Raw genomic sequence first — 20388 nt, 5'->3', positions numbered from 1 at the left:
AAGTTTACCTAGCTCGCAGAGTTAAGGTGATTGAACCGATGCGCTCTTAGACTAGTTCGACAGTTAATCTAACTACGCATAAATAGAAACAAATTTGATATACCCTCATATTTAGAAAGGAAGCAAATATGAACACATTTACGTTATTGCTGGTTTTTGCGTTGGCACTAATGGTGCCGATCTCTAGTGTAGCGAAAATTTATCAATGGACGGATGCAGAGGGAAAAACCCATTTCAGTGATATTCCTCCTGCGCAGTATGCACATAAAGAAATAAAAATAGCAGCCAAATTGGCGGCTGGCTCTAAGTCTCACCCTAATGTACACAAACATTTTTCTGGCGGTAGCAAAAGTAATGTAAATCGCGTAAATAAGCCAAAAGTTAGTTCTGAAGAAAAAGCAAAAGACATAGCACGCTGTAACCGTTACAAAGAAAAATATGAACGTTATAAACGTGAAGGGATTTTAGGTTACAACGTTGCGACAGGGCAAAAACGCATGATGACGAAATCAGAAGAAAAACATTGGCTAAAAAGTGCCAAAGAAAACATGGAAATAATGTGTTCAGGAATTTGAACGAGCGTAAGTGGACTTAACACCTAGTGTAAATTTTTCGTTTAGCACGAGTAGTAGCTCCCATTGTTAGAACGGTTAAAAAAACGTTTTAATTCTGGTTCTAGTTGAGTACTAAATTGAATATTTAAACGATTTAAACAGTGATACTCAGCCTTTCGATATGAGTGTATGGCTTTTGATAGTGAATAAAAATAATAAAGTTAACTTTTCACGGTTAGCGGCTTAAAAGGTTTAAAGGATTAAAAATGTTGTTGAATAAATTCTCTCGATTTAAGCAAATACTATTTTGGCTGCTGTTACCTTGCATTTTCATATTTGAGGTGGTTCCCGCGTATGCTTACACTGCATTTGATATATATCGAGCAAGAAGTGGTTATGTTTTAGCGCGTGGCCTTGTCTTAGAAAACGATTTACCAGTTTGGGCACAATACAACGAAAATGGTAAAATTGTTGGGGCAGAATACCCATATGCTAGCAATTTAGGAAGTTACGCGCTTTCAGCTCATACAGTTAACACATCCCTTGAAGTACTATCACAACTAAAAAGTGAGTACGGTGACCGCTTAGTGATTATGTCTAGGGAGCAATACGAGAGCGCGACTTTAAAAACTGGCTTAAAAAATAAAGTTGATAAGTTTAGTTTAACTGAATCCATTAAAAGTGTTGTTTTTTTAGAACCTAAGACTTTGGTTTCGGCAAAGCAACATATTATTTTATTGAGAGCACGTTTCGACTTAAATTCTGTTGGCCCCACCAATGGTAATACAAGATCGCTTTTATTAAATCGCTCTGGCCAACTCATTGCCCAATCAGAATATAACTTTGCGTTTAAATCGGCTTTTTATGAAGGCGATGGTGAGAACCCTTCAACATTACTAGACCTAAAAAATAAGAAAGCCTACGCGCCGTTTAAAGAGGCGTTTGTTGAGGTGATGGCGCCATATGGTGGGATGGCGGTCGCTGGCGAAGACGGGAGGTGGTTAAGTACATATGGATTAGTGCCATGCCCCCTGTTCTTTTTTGAATACAATACGCCAGCATACATGAATTATTTTTACGCTAACTTCAACCCGAAAGCGAAAATGGCAGGTTTTGATTATCAAGTGCTTCCAGGATATGACGCTTGTATAGGTTATGATGCAATATCAGTGTCAAATATAGTAGACGCTATGTTTAAAGCGTATCTTGTGGGTCTTCAAGCATCTATCTCGAAGCCATCTATCCATCAGTACAACTTTTTTGTTGATACCAATATTCTTGGTGGTCAAGCAGAGATCTATGACCCGTTTCAAAACAAAACCGTGCCAATTGGGTCTGAAACAAAATACACCTACCGAGAGCCTGAAATAAAAGCTAATGAAAAACCAATGTTTTATTTTGATGGAGATGACCTTGCAGAATATATTCTTTATGGAAATATAAATAATGAAGGGGAGTTTGTTTGCAAAGAGAGTGTTGATGATTCTAAATATTATGGTGTTTACTTATCATCAAATGAAGTGAAGCCATCAGCTAACTGTGATGATGACAAAGCTGAAATACAACAACCAGACTTAATGCGCGTTGTTGATATTGTTACTGATTTACAACCGCAAGGGTTGCTAGAAAGTTTAAGCGAAGATGATTTGCGCGACACTGACATGTTTATATTTCGGGAGTCAACAGGCATGCTGCTGACCCAGCGAAAAGGCAGAGACATGCGAGACTATTTAGGCTTTTTTGATACTTATGACGTTATAAATAACAAATTCTCTTATCAGTTCCACATGCGTGGTCCGCAAGTATTGTCTAATTATGTCTTCCGAGAATATAGGGGAGAGGAAGGGTTTAATCTGTATCAAAGTCAATCTCATATGAACCCTGAGTTGCATCGCCGTGAGGCAGACCACTTAAAGCCAAATGAAATGCTTAGAATTATACTAATTAACCGAAAAACGGGTTATATAGGGTCTAAGCTACGGTCTTTTTCCGATATCGCTCGTCAAAATGCCTCTGTGCAAGAACTATATGACTTTGCTGATATTACTGAAATGCATCCACCTAACTTAAAAATAACAGCAGAGCGCATTTTTGAGCCAAATAAAAATTCAATAAAAACAGGTCAGCAAAAAAACGTGATTAGTTATGAAGGCTCAGCATTATCAAGTGATTCAATGCTAGTGCTGACAACGGAGTGGTTTGATAACGATGGTACCCCTTTACCTGCAGGGTTAGCTGACTTTGGTTATACAGGGCGTTTAGCAAAAGTTGCCGGTAACAATAGTTTGGTAACCGTTGGCGGAGAGCTTGCAAACTTTGCGATAAAACCTGGGCGTAATATTGTTCAAATTAATTTGCCAGGTGGCGCGTCAACTAATGAACACTTTTACGTAAATGTAAGTGGTGAACCCATTTCAGAATCACCAAGCTTTGAAGAAATAGGCGCGGGTGATGGGCCGCTGGCGCACCGTCCAAAATACTATGTACCGTTTAAAGTGCCTGTGTTTAATGAAGAGTTAACGACAGATTTAAATTTTAAGTATAAAAAAGCGGTTGAGGCGGGAGAAGCAGGAGACTTGGCAAAGCCAGAGCCTGTTTACCGTTATGTTTATCGCCCAGAGTATCAGTTCAGTACATACGAGCTAAAAGTAAACGATATCCTGCGCCAAACAGCCGGTGATAATGTGATATCGCTTTACCCCAAAGAGCGTCCATTAATTGGCTCAAGCGACGACATGGTTACCATGATGTACGACTTATTGGCATCAAACAGCGACGCGCTAGAATTTTTAGGTGAAGGCCAAGAACTGGTGTTTTCACTTGGGGCTGATGAAATCAAAGCCACTATTGGCGAATCAGGTCAAGTACGTTTTGAACGCCTTGACCATATTGCAGCGCTCGATGTTGAAGATTTTGTGACGCTAAGTCTCTACAACAACACCGACCCCACTAATGTACTGTGGGATTATGCGTTTGAAGCAGTTTTACTTGATACTCGTTGGGTTGGGAAAGATAATTTTTCTGAAGATGGGTCAATTTTGGTTAGTGCCGATGATCCCGTAGTTCCTCTTCAAAGTTTAATAATTGGCTACGCAAATCGTGAGAATAAGTTACCGATAAACCTGAAATGGGGTAAAAAAGGCCACGGTGCGTTTAAAAATGAAAATTTAGATTATGTTGATAGGGGAGTATTTGAAACAGACATAGAGCTACCACCTGTAACGGGGAAGTACGCGATGCCGTATGTATACATTGAAGGTGATGAAGAAAATTATGTGACAATGAATACGATAAAAGTGATACCAGGAGAGCCTGCTAGTATAGAGGTTGTAAGTAACGAGGGCGAAGTTTTTATTGAAGGGCATAAAGGCAAAGAAATTTCGCTTATCGTACGAGATAAAAACGGAAATGTGGTAGCTGATGATACGCCAATTAGCTTTAAGTTAGATGGACCAGCTAAACTCATCGCAATTGATGATAACCACGGTAAAACAGTAAATGGTAGGGCTTCTGTTTTTATTAAAGGGCAGTCTAAGCCCTCAAATGAGGCAAAGATAACCTTTTCAGTACATGATGTGTCAACAGCGGTTGATTTTGTGGTGCACCCTTTGGTTGTAAAAATTACCGATTATCCGACTCAAATGGAAGAACGAAAAACCTACCCTATTGAAGTGACTGTTACAGAGCCGAGCGGCACCAAAGTTTCAAATGTACCAGTGGTGTTAAATTCTAATGTCGGTCGGTTTGCTCGTAATAGAGTAATGACTAATAGCGCGGGCAAGGTAAGCGTTAATTTGTTTAGTGGCTTTCATCCAATAGATGATATTCAAATTACAGCTAGAGTTGGACTTGTTTTGGGGGACCTTGCTACAACAAAAATAAAGCCTAAGGCTACAAACTACCTAGATACATCAAAATCTCTGCTCGTAATTGATAAATCCGCTAGCGGTACTTATGAATACGAACGTTATGATGGTGCAAATATTGGCATCAAATATGATACTTCTTCAAAAGTTATTGTCCATGGAAAAGAGAATAGTCAACAAATCATAAGAATAGGTACAACCCCTGAACCGAATATTCAATCTGTGGCATCCTTTACAATGAACTATCTTGCTGGCGATACAATTGCGGATGACAATCAACTGCACAATGGTATTGCCTCGTTTATTCAAGTTGTCGACGATAATCCTATTTTGGGTGGGAAAAGCTTTGCTTTTAACGCAAAGGCACAACTAAACCCCAATGGAGATTGGCTATCAAGTAAAATAACTATACCTCAAGCAAGCTCTTTTAAAATGCCAAATAGCACGGGGTTTAGACTAGATATCAAACCTAAAGCTTATGGAGGCATGATTTTTGACTTGGAGGGAGGAGCGCAATCACTAGAATTAAATACAAAAGGTGAACTGGTTTTTAGTGTTCATAACGATTCGGGCAAAGTGTCAGTTAAATCTCATAGTGTGGTGCTCAATCAATGGAGCACCATATCGGGAAAATATAAAGATGGTCTATTACTATTAGTTGTTAATGGACAAGAGCATACTGTTAGCACTGAAGGTACCCTAAAGTATTCCGTAACAAAAAGAGGTTTGACTATCGGAGAAAAATTCACTGGTAATTTAAGTAGATTCAAATTATACGATTATGATGCAGAGCCTTTAGTTACATTTTCGGACGGTACAACAGAAAAAACTATTCAATTTAACGATACCGAGAAAACCAAGGAAATAAGTTTAATTAGTACAGGTCAGTTTAATACTGCTAACCGGCAAGCAAATGCGCTTAGAGTAGGGATTCAAGCTGGTGAAACAACGTATTTTATAAGTGCCATCAGTGCGGAATATTTTGGACAGCTTGCAGCGATGTACAGTGAAACCGGAGAAATTCCAGGTTACCCCCCAATTGACCTAACTTTTTATAAAGATTATCCGTCAGTGCCTCTTATTGGGGTTGCTAACGCAGGGTTACTTGACTGGGTATTTGAGAATGCGTTTGACATCTTAAGAGAGGCCGTCGGTGTGATGTTACCAATCGACGATGGAATTATGTTGGTCAAACAGATTTACTATTTATCGGCTGGTAAAGAAGAGTTCGACCCGCTTGAACTAACACTAAGTGGAATAGGCGTTATTAGTGCGATACCGGTATTAAAGCCAGTTTTATTACCACTTAAGAATACATTAGGCCGTTTTTTACGGCCAATAAATAAGACTAATCCTAGATTTATTAAATCCATTGGCGGGGTTATAGGTAAAATAGTTGATGAACTCTTAAGTGGACGATTGGATACTGCTTTGTCGCTAGGTCCTTTTATTATAATTGTAGGGCAACTTGCATTTGACGATGATGCGCGAGCAGGACTATTGGTTATGGTTAAGTCAATCACGAGTAGTGAAGATATACTCGCGTGGATTGATTATGTATCTGCAATAATAGAAACAAAAGATGAAGAACCTACCGTTTCTATGTCTACTCCGAATAATGTTGGCAATCTTTTCTTAGGTTATGTGTATGCTAACAACGGCAAGAAGATAAAGAATCCGACGAAAGCAGTTAACGATATGAGAAAGGTTTTGGGCTTTGTAGAGAAGTTCCCAGTTAAGTACCAAAACAAGCTATCAGAATCAGCCTCAACAATGGCAAAGGCCATGGTTAATTCAAACACTCCAGCCATTAAAAAGTTATCTAAAAGTCAGATAGGTTTCGCATCAGCTATGCGTATTGGTCAAAAAGGTTTTGATCAATTAGTAAAAAATGCAAAAAACTTACGCTTACCTACGCCATTAGTACTGGCATTAGTCGCTTATGCAGAAACACGAAGAGATGTTACTTGGTGTGAAAAGTTAAAAGAACAAGGGTGTGTCCCGTTTAGTAACGCTGTGAGAGACAAAATAGTTTCACAGGTATACAACAGAATATTTATTACTGGTGCATTAAAAGACCAGTATGCGCAACCAAGACATTCAGGAGCGTTGTTTCAATTAGCGACTCTTGTTGCACGTCACTTGGAATATGAAACTGCAATTAGTGATGCGTATGTTCGAGATATTGAAAGCCGAAAAATCATTACAATTTATGGCAATAAAGGAGCGGAAGTAAAAGAATTGGCTCAGAAAATAAGAGAAGTAGACCTTGTGTTAAGCCCGTCAGGCCCTCAGGGCAGCGAGCCTGAAGATATTTGGTTTGAACTAAAATCATTAACGGGTCAAACACGTGCAAGCCAAAAACAGAATTGGAAAAATAGCGATTATTCTAAGTTAGCTTGGAAGACGCATAATTTGTCGAAAGGTACGTCTGATCGTGATGCAGATGACGAAGATAAAAGCCCTACGAGTTATCATAAACAGTTTTTCTTTGACCGTGTAGGTACCAATAAATTTAAAAAGAATGGTACTGAGGGGAATGTTATGAAATGGCGTCTTCAGCAATTTAAGCGTCCTACGATTCGCAGTTACACAAAAGAACAAATGGACTATGCGCGTAAAGAACTAACTAAATTGCCTTTAAGTAATGATGGTAGCCATTATAGCTCTTTGGGATATAGTTTTGCCAAGGGAAACAACAGCTTTAAAATGGGCGATAGGTTTGAACTTTGGAATTTCAGAACATGGATGAAAGAAAAGGCAGGTGATAAAGTAAAAGAGAATATCTTTCCGGATTTAGACACTAAAACGATAAACGAAATGTTAAATATGAACGATTAAAATGTACTAGTCCTAGCTGTACTAGCTCAGACTTGATCTGACAGTTACCCGTTTTTTTATCGGTGACTGTCAGCTTAGATTTGAGCTAAATTCTTTTCTGCCCAAATACGTTTTCCATCTTCCAAGGTCTCAAGTGGTGTTCTGTCACAGCACATTTTTCCTTGATGTGTTCGGTCATTATTGTAATAAACCATCCATTCGTCCAGATCCTTTTGCAATTCTTCTAGTGAGCCATACAGCTTTTTACGGTAATAACAAAGACGGTAATAACAAAGACACCCACTCTAATTTGATTTAGTTTGAGTGTTTTTCTATGATGGATATAACAAAGACACCCACTCTAATTTGATTTAGTTTGGGTGTTTTTCTATGTTTAGGGGAGTGCTTTTACTTCGTTTGAGGTGATTTATGGCGGTTCCACGCAAACAGCAGGTGAGTTTGGTTGATACACCTTATTACCATTGTATTTCTCGTTGTGTACGCCGTGCTTTTTTGTGCGGTGAAGATAAAAGCACAGGGCAATCGTTTGAGCATAGAAGAGCTTGGGTCGAAGACAAATTACTCGCACTGAGCAAGGTATTTTGTATAGATGTGTGCGCTTATGCAGTAATGAGCAATCATACTCATCTTGTCTTATGTGTGGATGAGAAGAAAGCAAAACGATTAAAACAAAAGGCCGTTATTATTCGTTGGCACAAGTTGTTTAAAGGCAATTTACTCACACAAAAATACCTATCCGGTAAGCCCCTAAATCCAGCTGAAGAAAACACGTTAGCGGAAATGACCAAAGTGTTTCGAAATCGTTTAAAAGACATCAGTTGGTTTATGCGTGTACTGAATGAAGACATCGCTCGCAAGGCGAACTTTGAAGATAACTGCACAGGCCGCTTCTGGGAAGGGCGGTTTAAATCTCAAGCACTCCTTGATGAAGCGGCACTTGCAGCCTGTATGGCGTATGTTGACTTAAACCCAATAAGAGCAAAAATAGCAAACACACCAGAAAAATCAGATTACACCAGCATTCAACAACGCATCAACGCAGCAGTTAAAGGCACTCAGCCCAAAGCACTGCTTAAATTTTCAGGTAATCCACACAAGCATATGCCAAAAGGCTTACCGTTCGAACTCAAAAGCTATATTGAACTCGTTGAGTTAACAGGACGTATTATCCGCGAGGATAAGCGCGGTGCTATTTCAGCGAACGAACTTCCAATTTTAACTCGCTTAGGCATATCATCTGAAAATTGGCTTAAGCTCACCACGCAATTTACCAAATCATTTCATGGTGCTGTTGGAAAACCAGACAATATGACTGAATATTGTGAACATCTCAAAAAGAAACGACGACCAAATATTGCTAATGCAACAGCCTTACTCGCGTAATTTTAAGAATGAGTTGTAAATAAGCAAAAGTGGTACATTTTTGCTATTCGGCGTGCGCCAAAATCGAATTTAACGCAATAAAGTCTGCAAAACGAAAGAAATCAAAATGGATAGCCCAAGAATAGGTTAGATAAATATTTTCGGTTCAACATAAGGTAGTGATATTAAAATGGGTGTCATCATAAAGTCCGATCCTTTTGTTTGTTACTCTGATATAGAATACATCAATTAAAAATATGCATTTAAGGGAATAAATGTCATCACTAAAGTTAATCATAATCGTATTATGTCTGACAGCTTGTCAGCTAGTTGCTTTTGAAGTACGCGAGTCTGTACCCGGATCTGCATTTCAAAAAGAAGCCATTGAACAAGAACGAAATGTACTCGCTCCTTTCACACATTCTAAACAGCAAAATAAGCTTATTGATGCATATATAAAAAGCTATAGTGACGAACTTAGGCATAAAGCATTGCCAATTCTAAAAGAGCTAGCAGCAAACAATAATATATCCGCGATTCGTTTGTTAGCGCTATTGGAAAGTAACGGTGATTTAGGCTATGTATCATATGCCACTTTCGATAACCATAAAGCGCTGTTGCAAAGATATTTCCCCGAAACGGCAAAGACAATTTTGCAGCCGAATCAAGTGTGGAGCCCTGTAGTAAAGTCAAAATTAGAAATGCTCGATAACATCTATCAAACGTACTTACCTGTGTGTGAGCAACCATTTGAAGACATGCCCGATACACTAATTGGTGAGGAAAAAGCAACACTTTACATGGGATATCTTGAACGGTGTTTGCATCGTTATACTTTTTATAATCCAAGCTTAAGACTTATCGGTTTGTCGGAAATATATGGCATCCATTGTGAGTTTGAGAGTGTAAAAACACCTTGTTTAAAAAGTGGCTATATGTCCCTCGCTACAGGAAAGATGAATAAAAACAATCTGGCTTCAATTGCTTATGCACTGTTTAATGAATACGTGGCACGATATCAGCTTATGCGTCCCAAAAAAGATAAGCCTAAAAAATCGTTAACTCAAGAAGCAGCTGACAATATAGCATATGTGCTGAAATTTTATCAAAATAATGATGTTGAGAGTACTTTAGCTGAACTCGACAAATTGGTTGAGCAACCCAAATTAGCCGAGCAGGACCGCGCTTACTACAATTTTATTCTTGTACAGTTACTTTATGTTGAGAATAAACAGTCGGTTCGCGTTGATGAGCTATTTAATTCTTTGATTGCTTCAAGTTATCTTCCCTTTGATGAGTACTGGACCATCTTCGATAGTTATACACAAATACTGCTCAATGAAAAAAGATATGAAACTGTAATTAGGTTATTGGCCAATGAGTTTTTAAAACACGATAAAAACAACAATGCGTTCTCACAAAAACACTTAAAGAGTATTTTGGCAAGTTTACCTAAGTAATTGTCGGTAAAACAACTAAGTAAGGTCTATTCATTTTGATTTAGGGAAAAATAACGAATAAACCTACTTAATTGTGAAATGTATTTTCGCTTTTATAAGTTTTTACATCATTTCGCATGTTAAATATCTTTGTATCGATAAAATTTTGTAGTATCTAGTTATAAAAAAAGCTGGCGTTATAAGGCCAGCTCTAAAGCAGATTAGTATCGACTATGCTTGTAAAAAATTGCGTTTTTTTACTATTCAACTATTTTTTTATAGCGTCTAATTGACTCAAAAAATGTAGTACCAGAGTGTCGGTAATAGGTCGCATAGTAATAGTTATCATCAACCCACACAAAATTTACGTTGTGTAAATTTACACGTGTTTGAGCTTTTGCATAAGCGAGGCAATCATCAAAACTCTGTTCCTCGTATTCGCAATAATAGTGATGGAAAAACGACACGCTACCGTTTTCATTAAACTTTATTGGGTCAATCTCGGTATAGTCTTCCTGAGCGTAGTATCCACCCCGTTCATTCTCATTTATACTCATAACATAATATTCCGAACTACCACCATGATAGAACTTTCCAATATAGTCTTTCCTTGTAGGTTGGTAGCTTGCAGGAACAATTACGTATATGCTTTTTACATCTGAATCATCGAAGCTAACTGTAATACCAAGATCTCCGTTAGGAAGCGTGTAAAAGTCTTTTACTTCTTTTTTACCATCGATTTCGACCGTTAATTGATCGTTCTCAATTGTATATGAGAAAGGCATAAACGATTCAGAATAATCGTCTGGAGACGTTACAAACAGTTTCCCTTTTGTCGCACTGGATAACTCAAATTTTGATGATCCAAGATGCTCTTGTCCAATCTTTGACATTAACCGTGTTAAATACGGTTTACCCATTTCAAGTTCTGGCACATCAGTTTTTTCAATTCGTCTAAGTGCGTTTATATTGGTTTTTGGCTTTAATGCATCTGCAAGCAAACGATAGTCTTCGATACTTGAGTCTAAACCATCGACGACGGCCGCTGAAACATCAAATTCAACAAAAAGAAAATCATCGGTTTGTCCAATTAGGCTAATTTTATCTAAGGTTAAATTTATCTTTAGATAATCGTGACCTCCAGAATATTTGCCAAATCTTACTGATTCAAACTCTTCAATAAGAACTGGGTTATTTAACTTACCGTTACCATCCGACGTAATTATTGGATTGGCAATAAAACGGGTATTTTCTGTGGCATTGTCACCAAGTTTAGAGGTTGCAAATAATGCTAAGTGCGATGGGGTGTTATCACTAATTTTTAATTCATTTAGTGTGAAAAACATACCTTCAAAATTGTCAGTTGCGCCTACGTAGCTATGGGTAGAAAACGCGTTCTCATTATTTTTAACGAATGTATATGCAGTTTCATCACCAGAAAAGTCGGTAATGACTAAACGCATTCTTGTATCATCTTTAGCAACTGTTCTTATGGTTAACTGGTCATCATAACCACACACTTCTCCGTTATAACAATGCTCTTTACCAAGCTTTAGATCTAGTATTTCTTGATACAGCTTGAAGTTAAAACCGTGTGCTTTTTTATCTTTAATCCAAACTCCGGTATCACCGCTTGAAAAAGTAATTGAAAGGTCACTACTTTTTGATTCCCAAATACCAAAAATTTCTTCTTTGCTTAGGTGATAGCTGCCCCATATTGTTTTATTATCCGCAACCTCAAAGTTGATTTTGTAATCAGATGTTGACTTTCCATCAGAGATTTTTAGATCAAATTCATGAGAACCAATAGCTAAAAGATCTGGTTCAGATGTTACGGTTAGTTGATTGTTGGTTACCGTATATGTAATCCATTCAGGTGTATTGAGTATTGTTGCGGTCAGGCTATCACCGTCTTCGTCATGCATATCAATTGTGGCAGATGATGAAACACCAGCTTTGGCGTTATAAATTCCGGTAATAGTAGCTTTGGGAAGGTTGTTTTCTGCAACAATATTTGTGTTGGATTTATCAGAACTTGAGCCTCCACAACCAGTTAAAACTGCTGTAAAAAGCCACAATGACAATGTTTTTTTCACGTTAATTCCTTTGTATTGTTAACGGTCCGTCTGTCTTTGAGAAATGATGGAGCGTTTTCCAAAAATTTCGCGCAGTAGCATACTATTTAATTATGTAAAAAAACAGGGTTGAAGGAGAAATAGTTTCTCTATGTGTTTGTAAAAATGGGTGATTTTTAGTTGATACATGCTTTTGTAATGGGCTAAATGAATTTCAATTCTTACCATTCCGGATGTATGAAAAGTGGGTATAAATAAAATGCGTTGCAAAAATAAGATTATGGGGGACAGTGCTCCGGAGTTTAAGATATTAAAGTGGGTGTCATCATAAAACTGGTGAAATTTTGAAGTGGGTGTCATCATAAAGTTCGTGGTTTGCATGGCGATGGCCTAAAAATGACGCGTCTTGATCTGCTTTAAATTAATTGCTGTGGCGCCAATTAACTTATTTTTCATAATCGTTTTTGCGCCATTTGTTACACAAAAAAGCATCCGTTTTATAGATAACCCATCCTAATGGCGAGAAATAATCACGAAATTTATTTAACTTTTGCGATATTTTTATGAAATAAATGCTAATATTGCTTTTTGTGTATTAATCGTTTGGTAACGCAGCTGTTAACTAGTTGATTTACCAAGATTACATATTAATTCGATATTGCAAAATAATGATGTGGTTAAAATACAACCCCTTGTTGTTGCGCAAAATTGAAGCGAAACGATTATAAATTACCGATTAACTGTCGTGCTAATCCATTATTAGCAATTACCCGGTATGAGCAAAAAGGCGCTACTTAATGACAACATCCAATTCTTTCTTGCGTTTTAGCAAGTTAAATTCAATCACCCTTTCTTTGATTGCAGCTTCAAGCTTTGCCACTGTGGCGAATGAAGCAGATGAAACGCAAGCAGCTAAAAAAGATATCGAAGCGATTACAGTAACAGCTACCAAGCGCTCGCAGGTTATTTATGAAGTGCCTATCGCGATGAGTGCGTTTAGTGGCGATAAACTGGCTGAACAAGGTATCTCTGAAATTACTGATGTAGGTAAATTTGTTCCTAACCTAAACATCACTGGTTTTTCAGCAGGTCATAACTCATCGGCTAACCCGTTTATTCGTGGTATTGGTTTGCAAGATCACCTGATCACAACGGATCCTGGCGTAAGTGTTTATGTAGATGGTGTTTATTTAGGTCGCCAAGTAGGTCAAAACTGGAACCTAGCAAACATTGAACGTATTGAAGTATTACGCGGCCCGCAGGGTACGCTTTATGGTCGTAACTCAATTGGCGGTGCGATTAACATCATTACCAAACAAGCAAACAGCGAGTCGGTTACTAAACTATCGGCCGAAGTGGGCACGCGCGAACGTGTTAAAGGTGATGTATTTATTAACCGTGGTCTTACTGACAACTTAGCCTTTAATTTTAACGCAGGCTACAACCAACGTGGTGGCTTAGGTGAGTTTATTAATTTACCAGAAGCAAAATACGATGTCGGTGAAAACCGCGAGTTCCACGGACGTGTATCGGTTAAGTACGATGCAACCGATGATTTAAGCTTTGTGGTAACGGCTGACGCAAATGATGCAGAGGGCGGCCTTCGTCCATACACGACATTAATTGATGAAATGCCAAATGGCGCATATTACACAGGCATGCGTTTTGGCAGCCCAACACCAACGGGTCCATTACGTAACTCTGATGTAGCAGCAGACCCATACGACAACGCAACAGGCTCGATTGAAGTAACGGAAGTAACCAATAAAGCAAACGGCGTGTCGCTTACCACTAATTACGACATTTCAAACGACCTTGGTGCGAAATTTATTTTAAGCAAACGCTCGTCTGAATATAAAGCGGGCCTTGATGATGACAGTACAATTTATGCACTTGATCATTACCCAGAGCGCGGTGAAGCTGACCAAACATCTGTTGAACTGCAGCTAAATGGCTATTTAGGTGACTTTGATTTTGTATCAGGCTTATATTGGTTTGAAGAAGAAGGTAGCAACCGTCAAGGTGCTGATTCGCGCTTCAATGGCGGTGCAAACTTACTTGAGCTAGACCAAACAACAACAAGTAAAGCGGTATTTGTGAATGTTGGCTACGACATGACAGACGATTTACGTGTATCGGGCGGTTTGCGCTACACCCAAGATGAAAAAGAAGCAACGGCAAACGTAGGTATTGGTCCAACGTATGCGGAAGATGATTGGAGCCAAGTAAGCTACGATTTATCGGCTAATTACACCCTTGAAAATGGCTTAAATGTGTACGGTAGCATTCAAAGTGGTTACCAAGGTGGTCAGTTCCCAGCGCGTCCTTACTGTTTATTCGGTGATGCAAGCTGCTTTGTTGCGACTGACAATATTACTGCGGTTAACTACGAAGTGGGTTTAAAAGGTCAAGTTACAAGCAACTTTAGCATGAGTGTTGCGTTATTTAACACTAACTACGATGACTTACCTTACCAAGTTAGCACGACATCAGAAGGTGGTTTTGATACGCGAAACTTAGTGGTTTCACAAACGTCACGCGGTATCGAGTGGGAAGGTACCGCTTATATCACTGATAACTTTAGCGTACACACTAGCTTAGGTTATATGGATGTTGATGTAGATGAACAAGACGGTGTGAAACCTGTTGCACCACTTACACCTGATTTAACGGCGTCAATTAGCCCAAGCTATGAGTTTGCGCTGTCAGATGGGTCAATTATCAATACACGTATTGATTACTCTTACCGCAGCGACATGTATGGTGAGCCGAGCTCAGATCCAAATCGTTTAACTGAAGTTGAAGCGCGCAGCCTAGTTAACTTTACCGTGGGTTACTCTCCGGCAAATGCAAACTGGCGCGTTGACCTATATGGTCGTAACATCTTTGACGAACGTTACGATGATGCACGTTTAAATACTGGCGATTACGTATTAGTAATTAAGAGTAATGACGCAAGCGAATTTGGTGTACGTTACTCAATGACATTCTAATTATTACGTGATTAACCTTTTGGTTAGAAATATTGGTTGTGCTTACGCTGTAACGTAAACTTGGTAACAGCGCATTGTGAAAAGTATTTCTAACCCAAACCTGAGGTTACGTAAAAAGTAAAGATAAAAGGCGCTTAGGCGCCTTTTTTGTGTTGATACATCAATAAATTCAGTTAACCACATCATTTAGCTACGCTGTTTAGAGCAGCCGCTTTCGCTTTTATTACAAGCAAAAACAACAGGCATGGATCAGCCAAAATTAACAAGACCTACAGTTACCTACTTTTTGTGATTTGAATAATGCGTGAGTGAATATAAGGGGTTATAAACTAAAGCTCATGTTTACTTGCTTGAGTATATAAATACGCATATGAAATGATAATTTACATTTTGTTTACATCTGGGTTTTAATTGATTTGCAAAAAATGGGAGCTGCATATCGCAATATAAATGTGGTTTTCAACTTGATCAGCAATGTAAGGCAAAATCGGGGTTTTTAGTTAACCTTAATGCATCGTAAATTTATAAAGCAAAAGGTATTGTTTTTTTAAGTTTTTTTACTCATTCTTTTTTATTATTTTGTTTTCTCGGTTACAAACTTTTACAAAGCATAAACTATTTAGAAATAATTACCATTTAGATTTTTGTATCTAATATTTGTGATTAGTAATCTTATTTAAGTATAAATAATTCATCATTCAACACCCCTTTATCGGTACAAATGTTAATAAAATGAAAATGAAACTTTGATGTGTTTATTTTTTGAGCTAGGTTTTTTAGCAGTACTTAACCCCAAAGCAACAAGGAAACGTCATGTTTAAATATTCAAAAACAATGTTACTCATAGCAACGGTGTGTTCTGCTAATTTTGCCCATGCAAATAGCGATAAGTTGATTCAAGTAAATGCCAGTAAACAAGTACCAAACAAGTATGTTGTAGTATTTAACTCAGTACCAAAAAGTCTCGCGAGTGGCGGTATCGCTGAACAAGCTAAAGAAAATGTCGACAAAATTCGTGGCAAATATGGCGTTAATGCCAATAAATTGTTTGGTAATACCCTAAACGGCGCACAGTATACGCTGTCGAAAGGTCAGCTAAAACAGTTATTAAAAGAAGATCTCGTTCAATTTATCGAACCTGAGCAAATCATCTCGGTTGACCCAATCGTATCTAGCAATGCAAACCAATCAAATGCGATTTGGGGTTTAGATCGCATTGATCAGCGTGATTTACCATTGGATAGCAATTATTCATACAACTTTGATGGCTCAGGTGTGACTGCTTACGTAATTGACACTGGTGTTCGTAATACTCATAACGAATTTGGTAACCGTGCAAGCAGTGGTTGGGATTTTGTAGATAATGACTCGGATGCATCTGACTGTAATGGTCATGGCACGCACGTAGCTGGCACTATTGGTGGGCAAAACTATGGTGTTGCTAAGAACGTTAACATTGTAGGTGTTCGCGTATTAGGCTGTAACGGTTCAGGTAGTACGTCGGGTGTTATTGATGGTATTAACTGGGTGAAAAACAACGCTAGCGGCCCGTCGGTTGCGAATATGAGCCTAGGTGGCGGGGCATCATCGGCAATTGACCAAGCGGTTGAGGCGGCGGTGGCTTCGGGCGTAAGCTTTGTGGTTGCAGCGGGTAATGATAACAGCAATGCCTGTAACTACTCGCCTGCACGTGCAACAACGGCGATTACTGTTGGCTCGACTACGTCGAGTGATAGTCGTTCAAGTTTCTCAAATTATGGCACATGCTTAGATATTTATGCGCCGGGTTCGAGTATCAAATCAGCTTGGTATAACTCAGACTCATCTGAAAATACAATCAGTGGTACATCAATGGCATCACCGCATGTTGCGGGTGTAGTGGCACTTTATCTTGATGAAGACAATAGCTTAACGCCAGCGCAAATCGACAGTAAACTCTCAGCTGGTGCTAGCAAAAACAAAGTATCGGATGCTAAATCGGGCTCACCTAACGAGTTGTTATATGCGCTTGAAGGCACAGTCGACCCAGAGCCGCCTGTTGTGACAGAATTGATTAAAGATCAAGCCGTATCGGCTGCAGGTGCTGCGGGCAGTGAAACCAGCTATTTTGTTGACGTGCCAGCGGGACAATCGAGTTTATCTATTTCACTTTCTGGTGGTCAGGGTGATGCAGATCTCTATGTGAAACAAGGCTCAGCTGCCACAACAGGTAACTATGATTGTCGTCCTTATAAAAACGGCAATAATGAAAGCTGTGAGTTTAATACTCCAGCGGCCGGCAAGTATTACGTGATGCTTCAAGGCTACGCTGCATATTCAGGCGCAAGTCTAGTCGCTACGTATAGTGCTGATGGTGGTTGTACGGATTGCTTAGACAACGGTGTACCGATGGCAAACTTATCGGGCGATGCCAATAGTCAAGTGTTCTTCAAAATTGAAGTGCCAGCAAACCAAACACTTACGGTAACCACAGCAGATGGTAGCGGTGACGTAGATCTGTACGTGAAAAAAGGCGCTCAACCTACGACAACCGATTATGAATGTCGTCCTTATCGTTGGGGCAATAATGAGTCATGTAGTTTAAGCAGTGGCGCAACGGGTGGCACCTACCACATCTTACTTAACGCTTACTCTGCTTACGCAGGTGTTACGCTAACAGCAAGTTATTAAACATTAAGTTCTCTGAAGTTAAGCCAGCGTTTTCGCTGGCTTTTTTATGAGCTGACGTTTCAGATGACGACACTGTAGCTGGTTTGTGTTTATCGGAGTATGTGAAATAAATGGTTGTTTGTATTGTAATTAGCGCTATACCTTGCCAGTATAATTCTCTTCACATTAACACGTTACTGTATGGATGCAGATGCCACCGCTTATTCAAAACGCAAAAGCGCCAACACTCGGCTGGGTGATTATCATTATGTTGCTTTTTCTCCTTCCCACTATTTTTTGTATTGAAAGCGGCGCTATTCCTGCGGGGCGTAGCGGTGAGGCAATTTTACGAGAAGAGTCTCCAGTGTCATTTTGGTTCCATATAATTGGTGCGAATACGATTTGGCTATTTATGCTTTATCTTTATATAAAAGCACGTAAAAAATCGTAGATTTAAATCTTCTGAACTTGCCAATAAAGGCGATTAGGGTTACTGTTTTGTACCTATTTTGGTTTTTATGGTTCAGGCGTGTTAGCTTGATAGAAATGTGACCACCTTTTTAAAACTGATAGCGTGTATATTGATTGCCATGTGCTTGTTGGCTATGCCATGCCAAGCAAAAACTCTGAGCATTGCTATCGGCGAATATCCGCCTTATTCAAGTCGTGCCAAAGGCGAGTTTAATTTTGTACCTGCGGTTATTCGCGCCGCATTTCAAACACAAGGTTATCGCGTAAAATTTAGTTATTTCCCGTGGGGACGCAGTTTTGTAGAAGTGCAAAAAGGTCATTTCGATGTTGCTGCCTATTGGTTTTGTACCGAGGAAAAACAACAGGAATTTTATTGCAGTGAACCACTTTACACCGAAACTACCTACTTTTTTTACAACACCAAAAAGCCGCTGGTGGATTGGCAAGACATTGATGATTTTGCAGGCAAGTTGATTGGCGTTACAACTGGCTATAGCTATACCAAAGAATTATTAGCAGCGGGAAATGAATCAAAGCTCACACTCGATTGGGCGAATACCGATAAACAAAATTTAGCGCGATTAATAAAAGGGCGTATTGATGCTTTTCCAATGTCGCTTATTCCTGCTAACTACATGTTGAAAAGAGAGTTTTCTGAGCGTCAACGTAAGCGGCTAGCCTATCGTAAAAAACCGCTGCGCAGCGACACCACCCATTTACTGTTTAAAAAAGATCGCGAAGCGTCAAGTGAGTATCTAAACGCATTTAATAAAGGCTTGGCTGAAATAAAACGAAATGGGGTTTTTGAGAAGTTAGTCAGTCAATTGCCTTCAAACAGCAAACAATCAATCGACAAACAGGGTATGAACTAAACGCTATTTATCGCTGTTTGTTATTTAAGCGCGCAGTGCGCCCTTAAATAACAAAACATCACAGTTTAGTTCGTTGCAACGAGAGTTGTTGGCTTGGTAGATGGCATATAATCTTGCCACCATGCATGTGTATTTGCCGCTTGTCCGAGCTGCTGAATTTCACCCACTATTGGCGTATTTAAACTAACAGCATGCTGTGTTGCTTGGGTTAAGATCCGCTCGAGTGGTTCGTACCATGCGTGAAACGCTAAATCGAATGTGCCATTATGGATTGGCGTCATTATTTTGCCGTTTAAATCAAGGTGCGCTTGTAGACTTTGCTCTGGTGTCATGTGCACATCTGGCCAATCTTTATCGTAGGCACCAGTTTCAATAAAGGTCATATCAAATGGGCCATAGCGCTCGCCAATGTCTTTAAAGCCAGAGAAATAACCAGAGTCACCGCTAAAATATAAGGTGTTAGCGTTGGCCGAAATTACCCAAGAACCCCATAAGCTTTTGTTGCCATCATTCAGCGCTCTGCCTGAAAAATGCTTAGTGGGCGTAAAAGCAACAAAACCGCGTGTCGTTGCTAACTCTTGCCACCAATCAAACTCTTTTATTTTTGTTGGGCTGATCCCCCATTTTGCTAAATCACCTGCAACCCCCGTCGGTACTAAAAATTGTTTAGTTTTATCTGCAAGCAGTTTCACACTGTGTTTATCGAGATGATCATAATGATTATGGGAAATTAGCACCTTATCGATAGGAGGGAGCGCCTCTATCGAAATGGGTGTTGGGTGAAAACGCTTTGGCCCCATAAATCTAAAGGGTGATGCGCGCTCTGCAAATACAGGGTCGAGTAGCCAAAATTCACCATATACTTTAAGTAAAATAGATGAGTGACCAAGTTTTACAATATGGATTTCGTTATCGTCAAGTAATTCAAGCTGTTCGCGCGATAAGGTATTCATCGGTAGTGGCTGTTCTGGTATTGCATTGAGCTTTTTCTCCGTAAAGTAGCGGACAAAAATACCAGCAACCTTGCGTAAACTATTTGGCTCCATTGCGTCGGCGTTATAGAACTTCCCATTTTTGTATAGGCTTTGATTGGGCGTTTTTCTTGTGCCGTCAGTTGCTAAGTTATTGTTCACAGTGCAGGCTCCAATAAATAAAATAATGAGTAAAAGGCTTAACCACTTAATCGTTTTCATCGAGTTTCTCTAAAGATGTAAACTACACGGTGTAGTTTTTCATTAAATGATAAAAAAGTAAACTGTGTAGTGC

The 20388-nt window shown here is 39.2% G+C and carries 10 protein-coding genes and 1 pseudogene; 8 read left to right on the top strand and 3 right to left on the bottom strand.

Features of this window, described 5'->3' with window-relative positions:
• Window positions 1–128 precede the first annotated feature (128 nt).
• The gene (locus ACXAFE_RS17485) at window positions 129–575 is read left to right on the top strand and encodes a DUF4124 domain-containing protein (RefSeq protein WP_475155602.1); all 447 of its coding nucleotides are present in this window, start codon (window positions 129–131) and stop codon (window positions 573–575) included.
• 245 nt (window positions 576–820) lie between these two features.
• Window positions 821–7261 (top strand): hypothetical protein, encoded by a 6441-nt coding sequence (locus ACXAFE_RS17480; protein WP_475155599.1) that lies wholly within the window; start codon window positions 821–823, stop codon window positions 7259–7261.
• A 74-nt stretch (window positions 7262–7335) separates the two neighbouring features.
• Here the strand turns inward: ACXAFE_RS17480 and ACXAFE_RS17475 are convergent.
• A pseudogene (locus ACXAFE_RS17475) lies at window positions 7336–7512 on the bottom strand (IS3 family transposase); the annotation flags it as partial.
• Window positions 7513–7669: 157 nt separating this feature from the next.
• Here ACXAFE_RS17475 and ACXAFE_RS17470 point away from each other — a divergent pair.
• Window positions 7670–8644, top strand: coding sequence for a transposase (locus ACXAFE_RS17470; protein ID WP_475155597.1), 975 nt, complete (start codon window positions 7670–7672; stop codon window positions 8642–8644).
• A gap of 254 nt (window positions 8645–8898) precedes the next feature.
• Window positions 8899–10083 (top strand): hypothetical protein, encoded by a 1185-nt coding sequence (locus ACXAFE_RS17465; protein WP_475155592.1) that lies wholly within the window; start codon window positions 8899–8901, stop codon window positions 10081–10083.
• Window positions 10084–10322: 239 nt separating this feature from the next.
• On the opposite strand, the gene ACXAFE_RS17460 is transcribed toward ACXAFE_RS17465, so the two are convergent.
• Window positions 10323–12158: a hypothetical protein gene (locus ACXAFE_RS17460; protein WP_475155586.1), complete on the bottom strand. Its 1836-nt coding sequence runs from the start codon at window positions 12156–12158 to the stop codon at window positions 10323–10325.
• Window positions 12159–12934: 776 nt separating this feature from the next.
• Here ACXAFE_RS17460 and ACXAFE_RS17455 point away from each other — a divergent pair.
• The 4 genes from ACXAFE_RS17455 (at window position 12935) to ACXAFE_RS17440 (ending at window position 19122) form a co-directional block, all read left to right on the top strand.
• Entirely contained in the window at window positions 12935–15130 is a 2196-nt protein-coding gene (locus tag ACXAFE_RS17455; protein WP_475155579.1) for a TonB-dependent receptor, read from the top strand.
• An 813-nt stretch (window positions 15131–15943) separates the two neighbouring features.
• A complete protein-coding gene (locus ACXAFE_RS17450) occupies window positions 15944–17800 on the top strand; it encodes a S8 family peptidase (protein WP_475155576.1) in 1857 nt (618 codons plus the stop codon).
• A 190-nt stretch (window positions 17801–17990) separates the two neighbouring features.
• Window positions 17991–18230, top strand: coding sequence for a hypothetical protein (locus ACXAFE_RS17445; RefSeq protein ID WP_475155572.1), 240 nt, complete (start codon window positions 17991–17993; stop codon window positions 18228–18230).
• 97 nt (window positions 18231–18327) lie between these two features.
• Window positions 18328–19122, top strand: coding sequence for a substrate-binding periplasmic protein (locus tag ACXAFE_RS17440; RefSeq protein WP_475155569.1), 795 nt, complete (start codon window positions 18328–18330; stop codon window positions 19120–19122).
• Window positions 19123–19187: 65 nt separating this feature from the next.
• Here the strand turns inward: ACXAFE_RS17440 and ACXAFE_RS17435 are convergent, their stop codons facing one another.
• Entirely contained in the window at window positions 19188–20315 is a 1128-nt protein-coding gene (locus ACXAFE_RS17435) for an MBL fold metallo-hydrolase (protein ID WP_475155565.1), read from the bottom strand.
• Window positions 20316–20388 lie beyond the last annotated feature (73 nt).

This window comes from Pseudoalteromonas sp. ABV4_021 (assembly GCF_056159365.1).
Note: the sequence above shows the minus strand (reverse complement) of the source record. Positions and strands in the feature narration are given on the sequence as shown.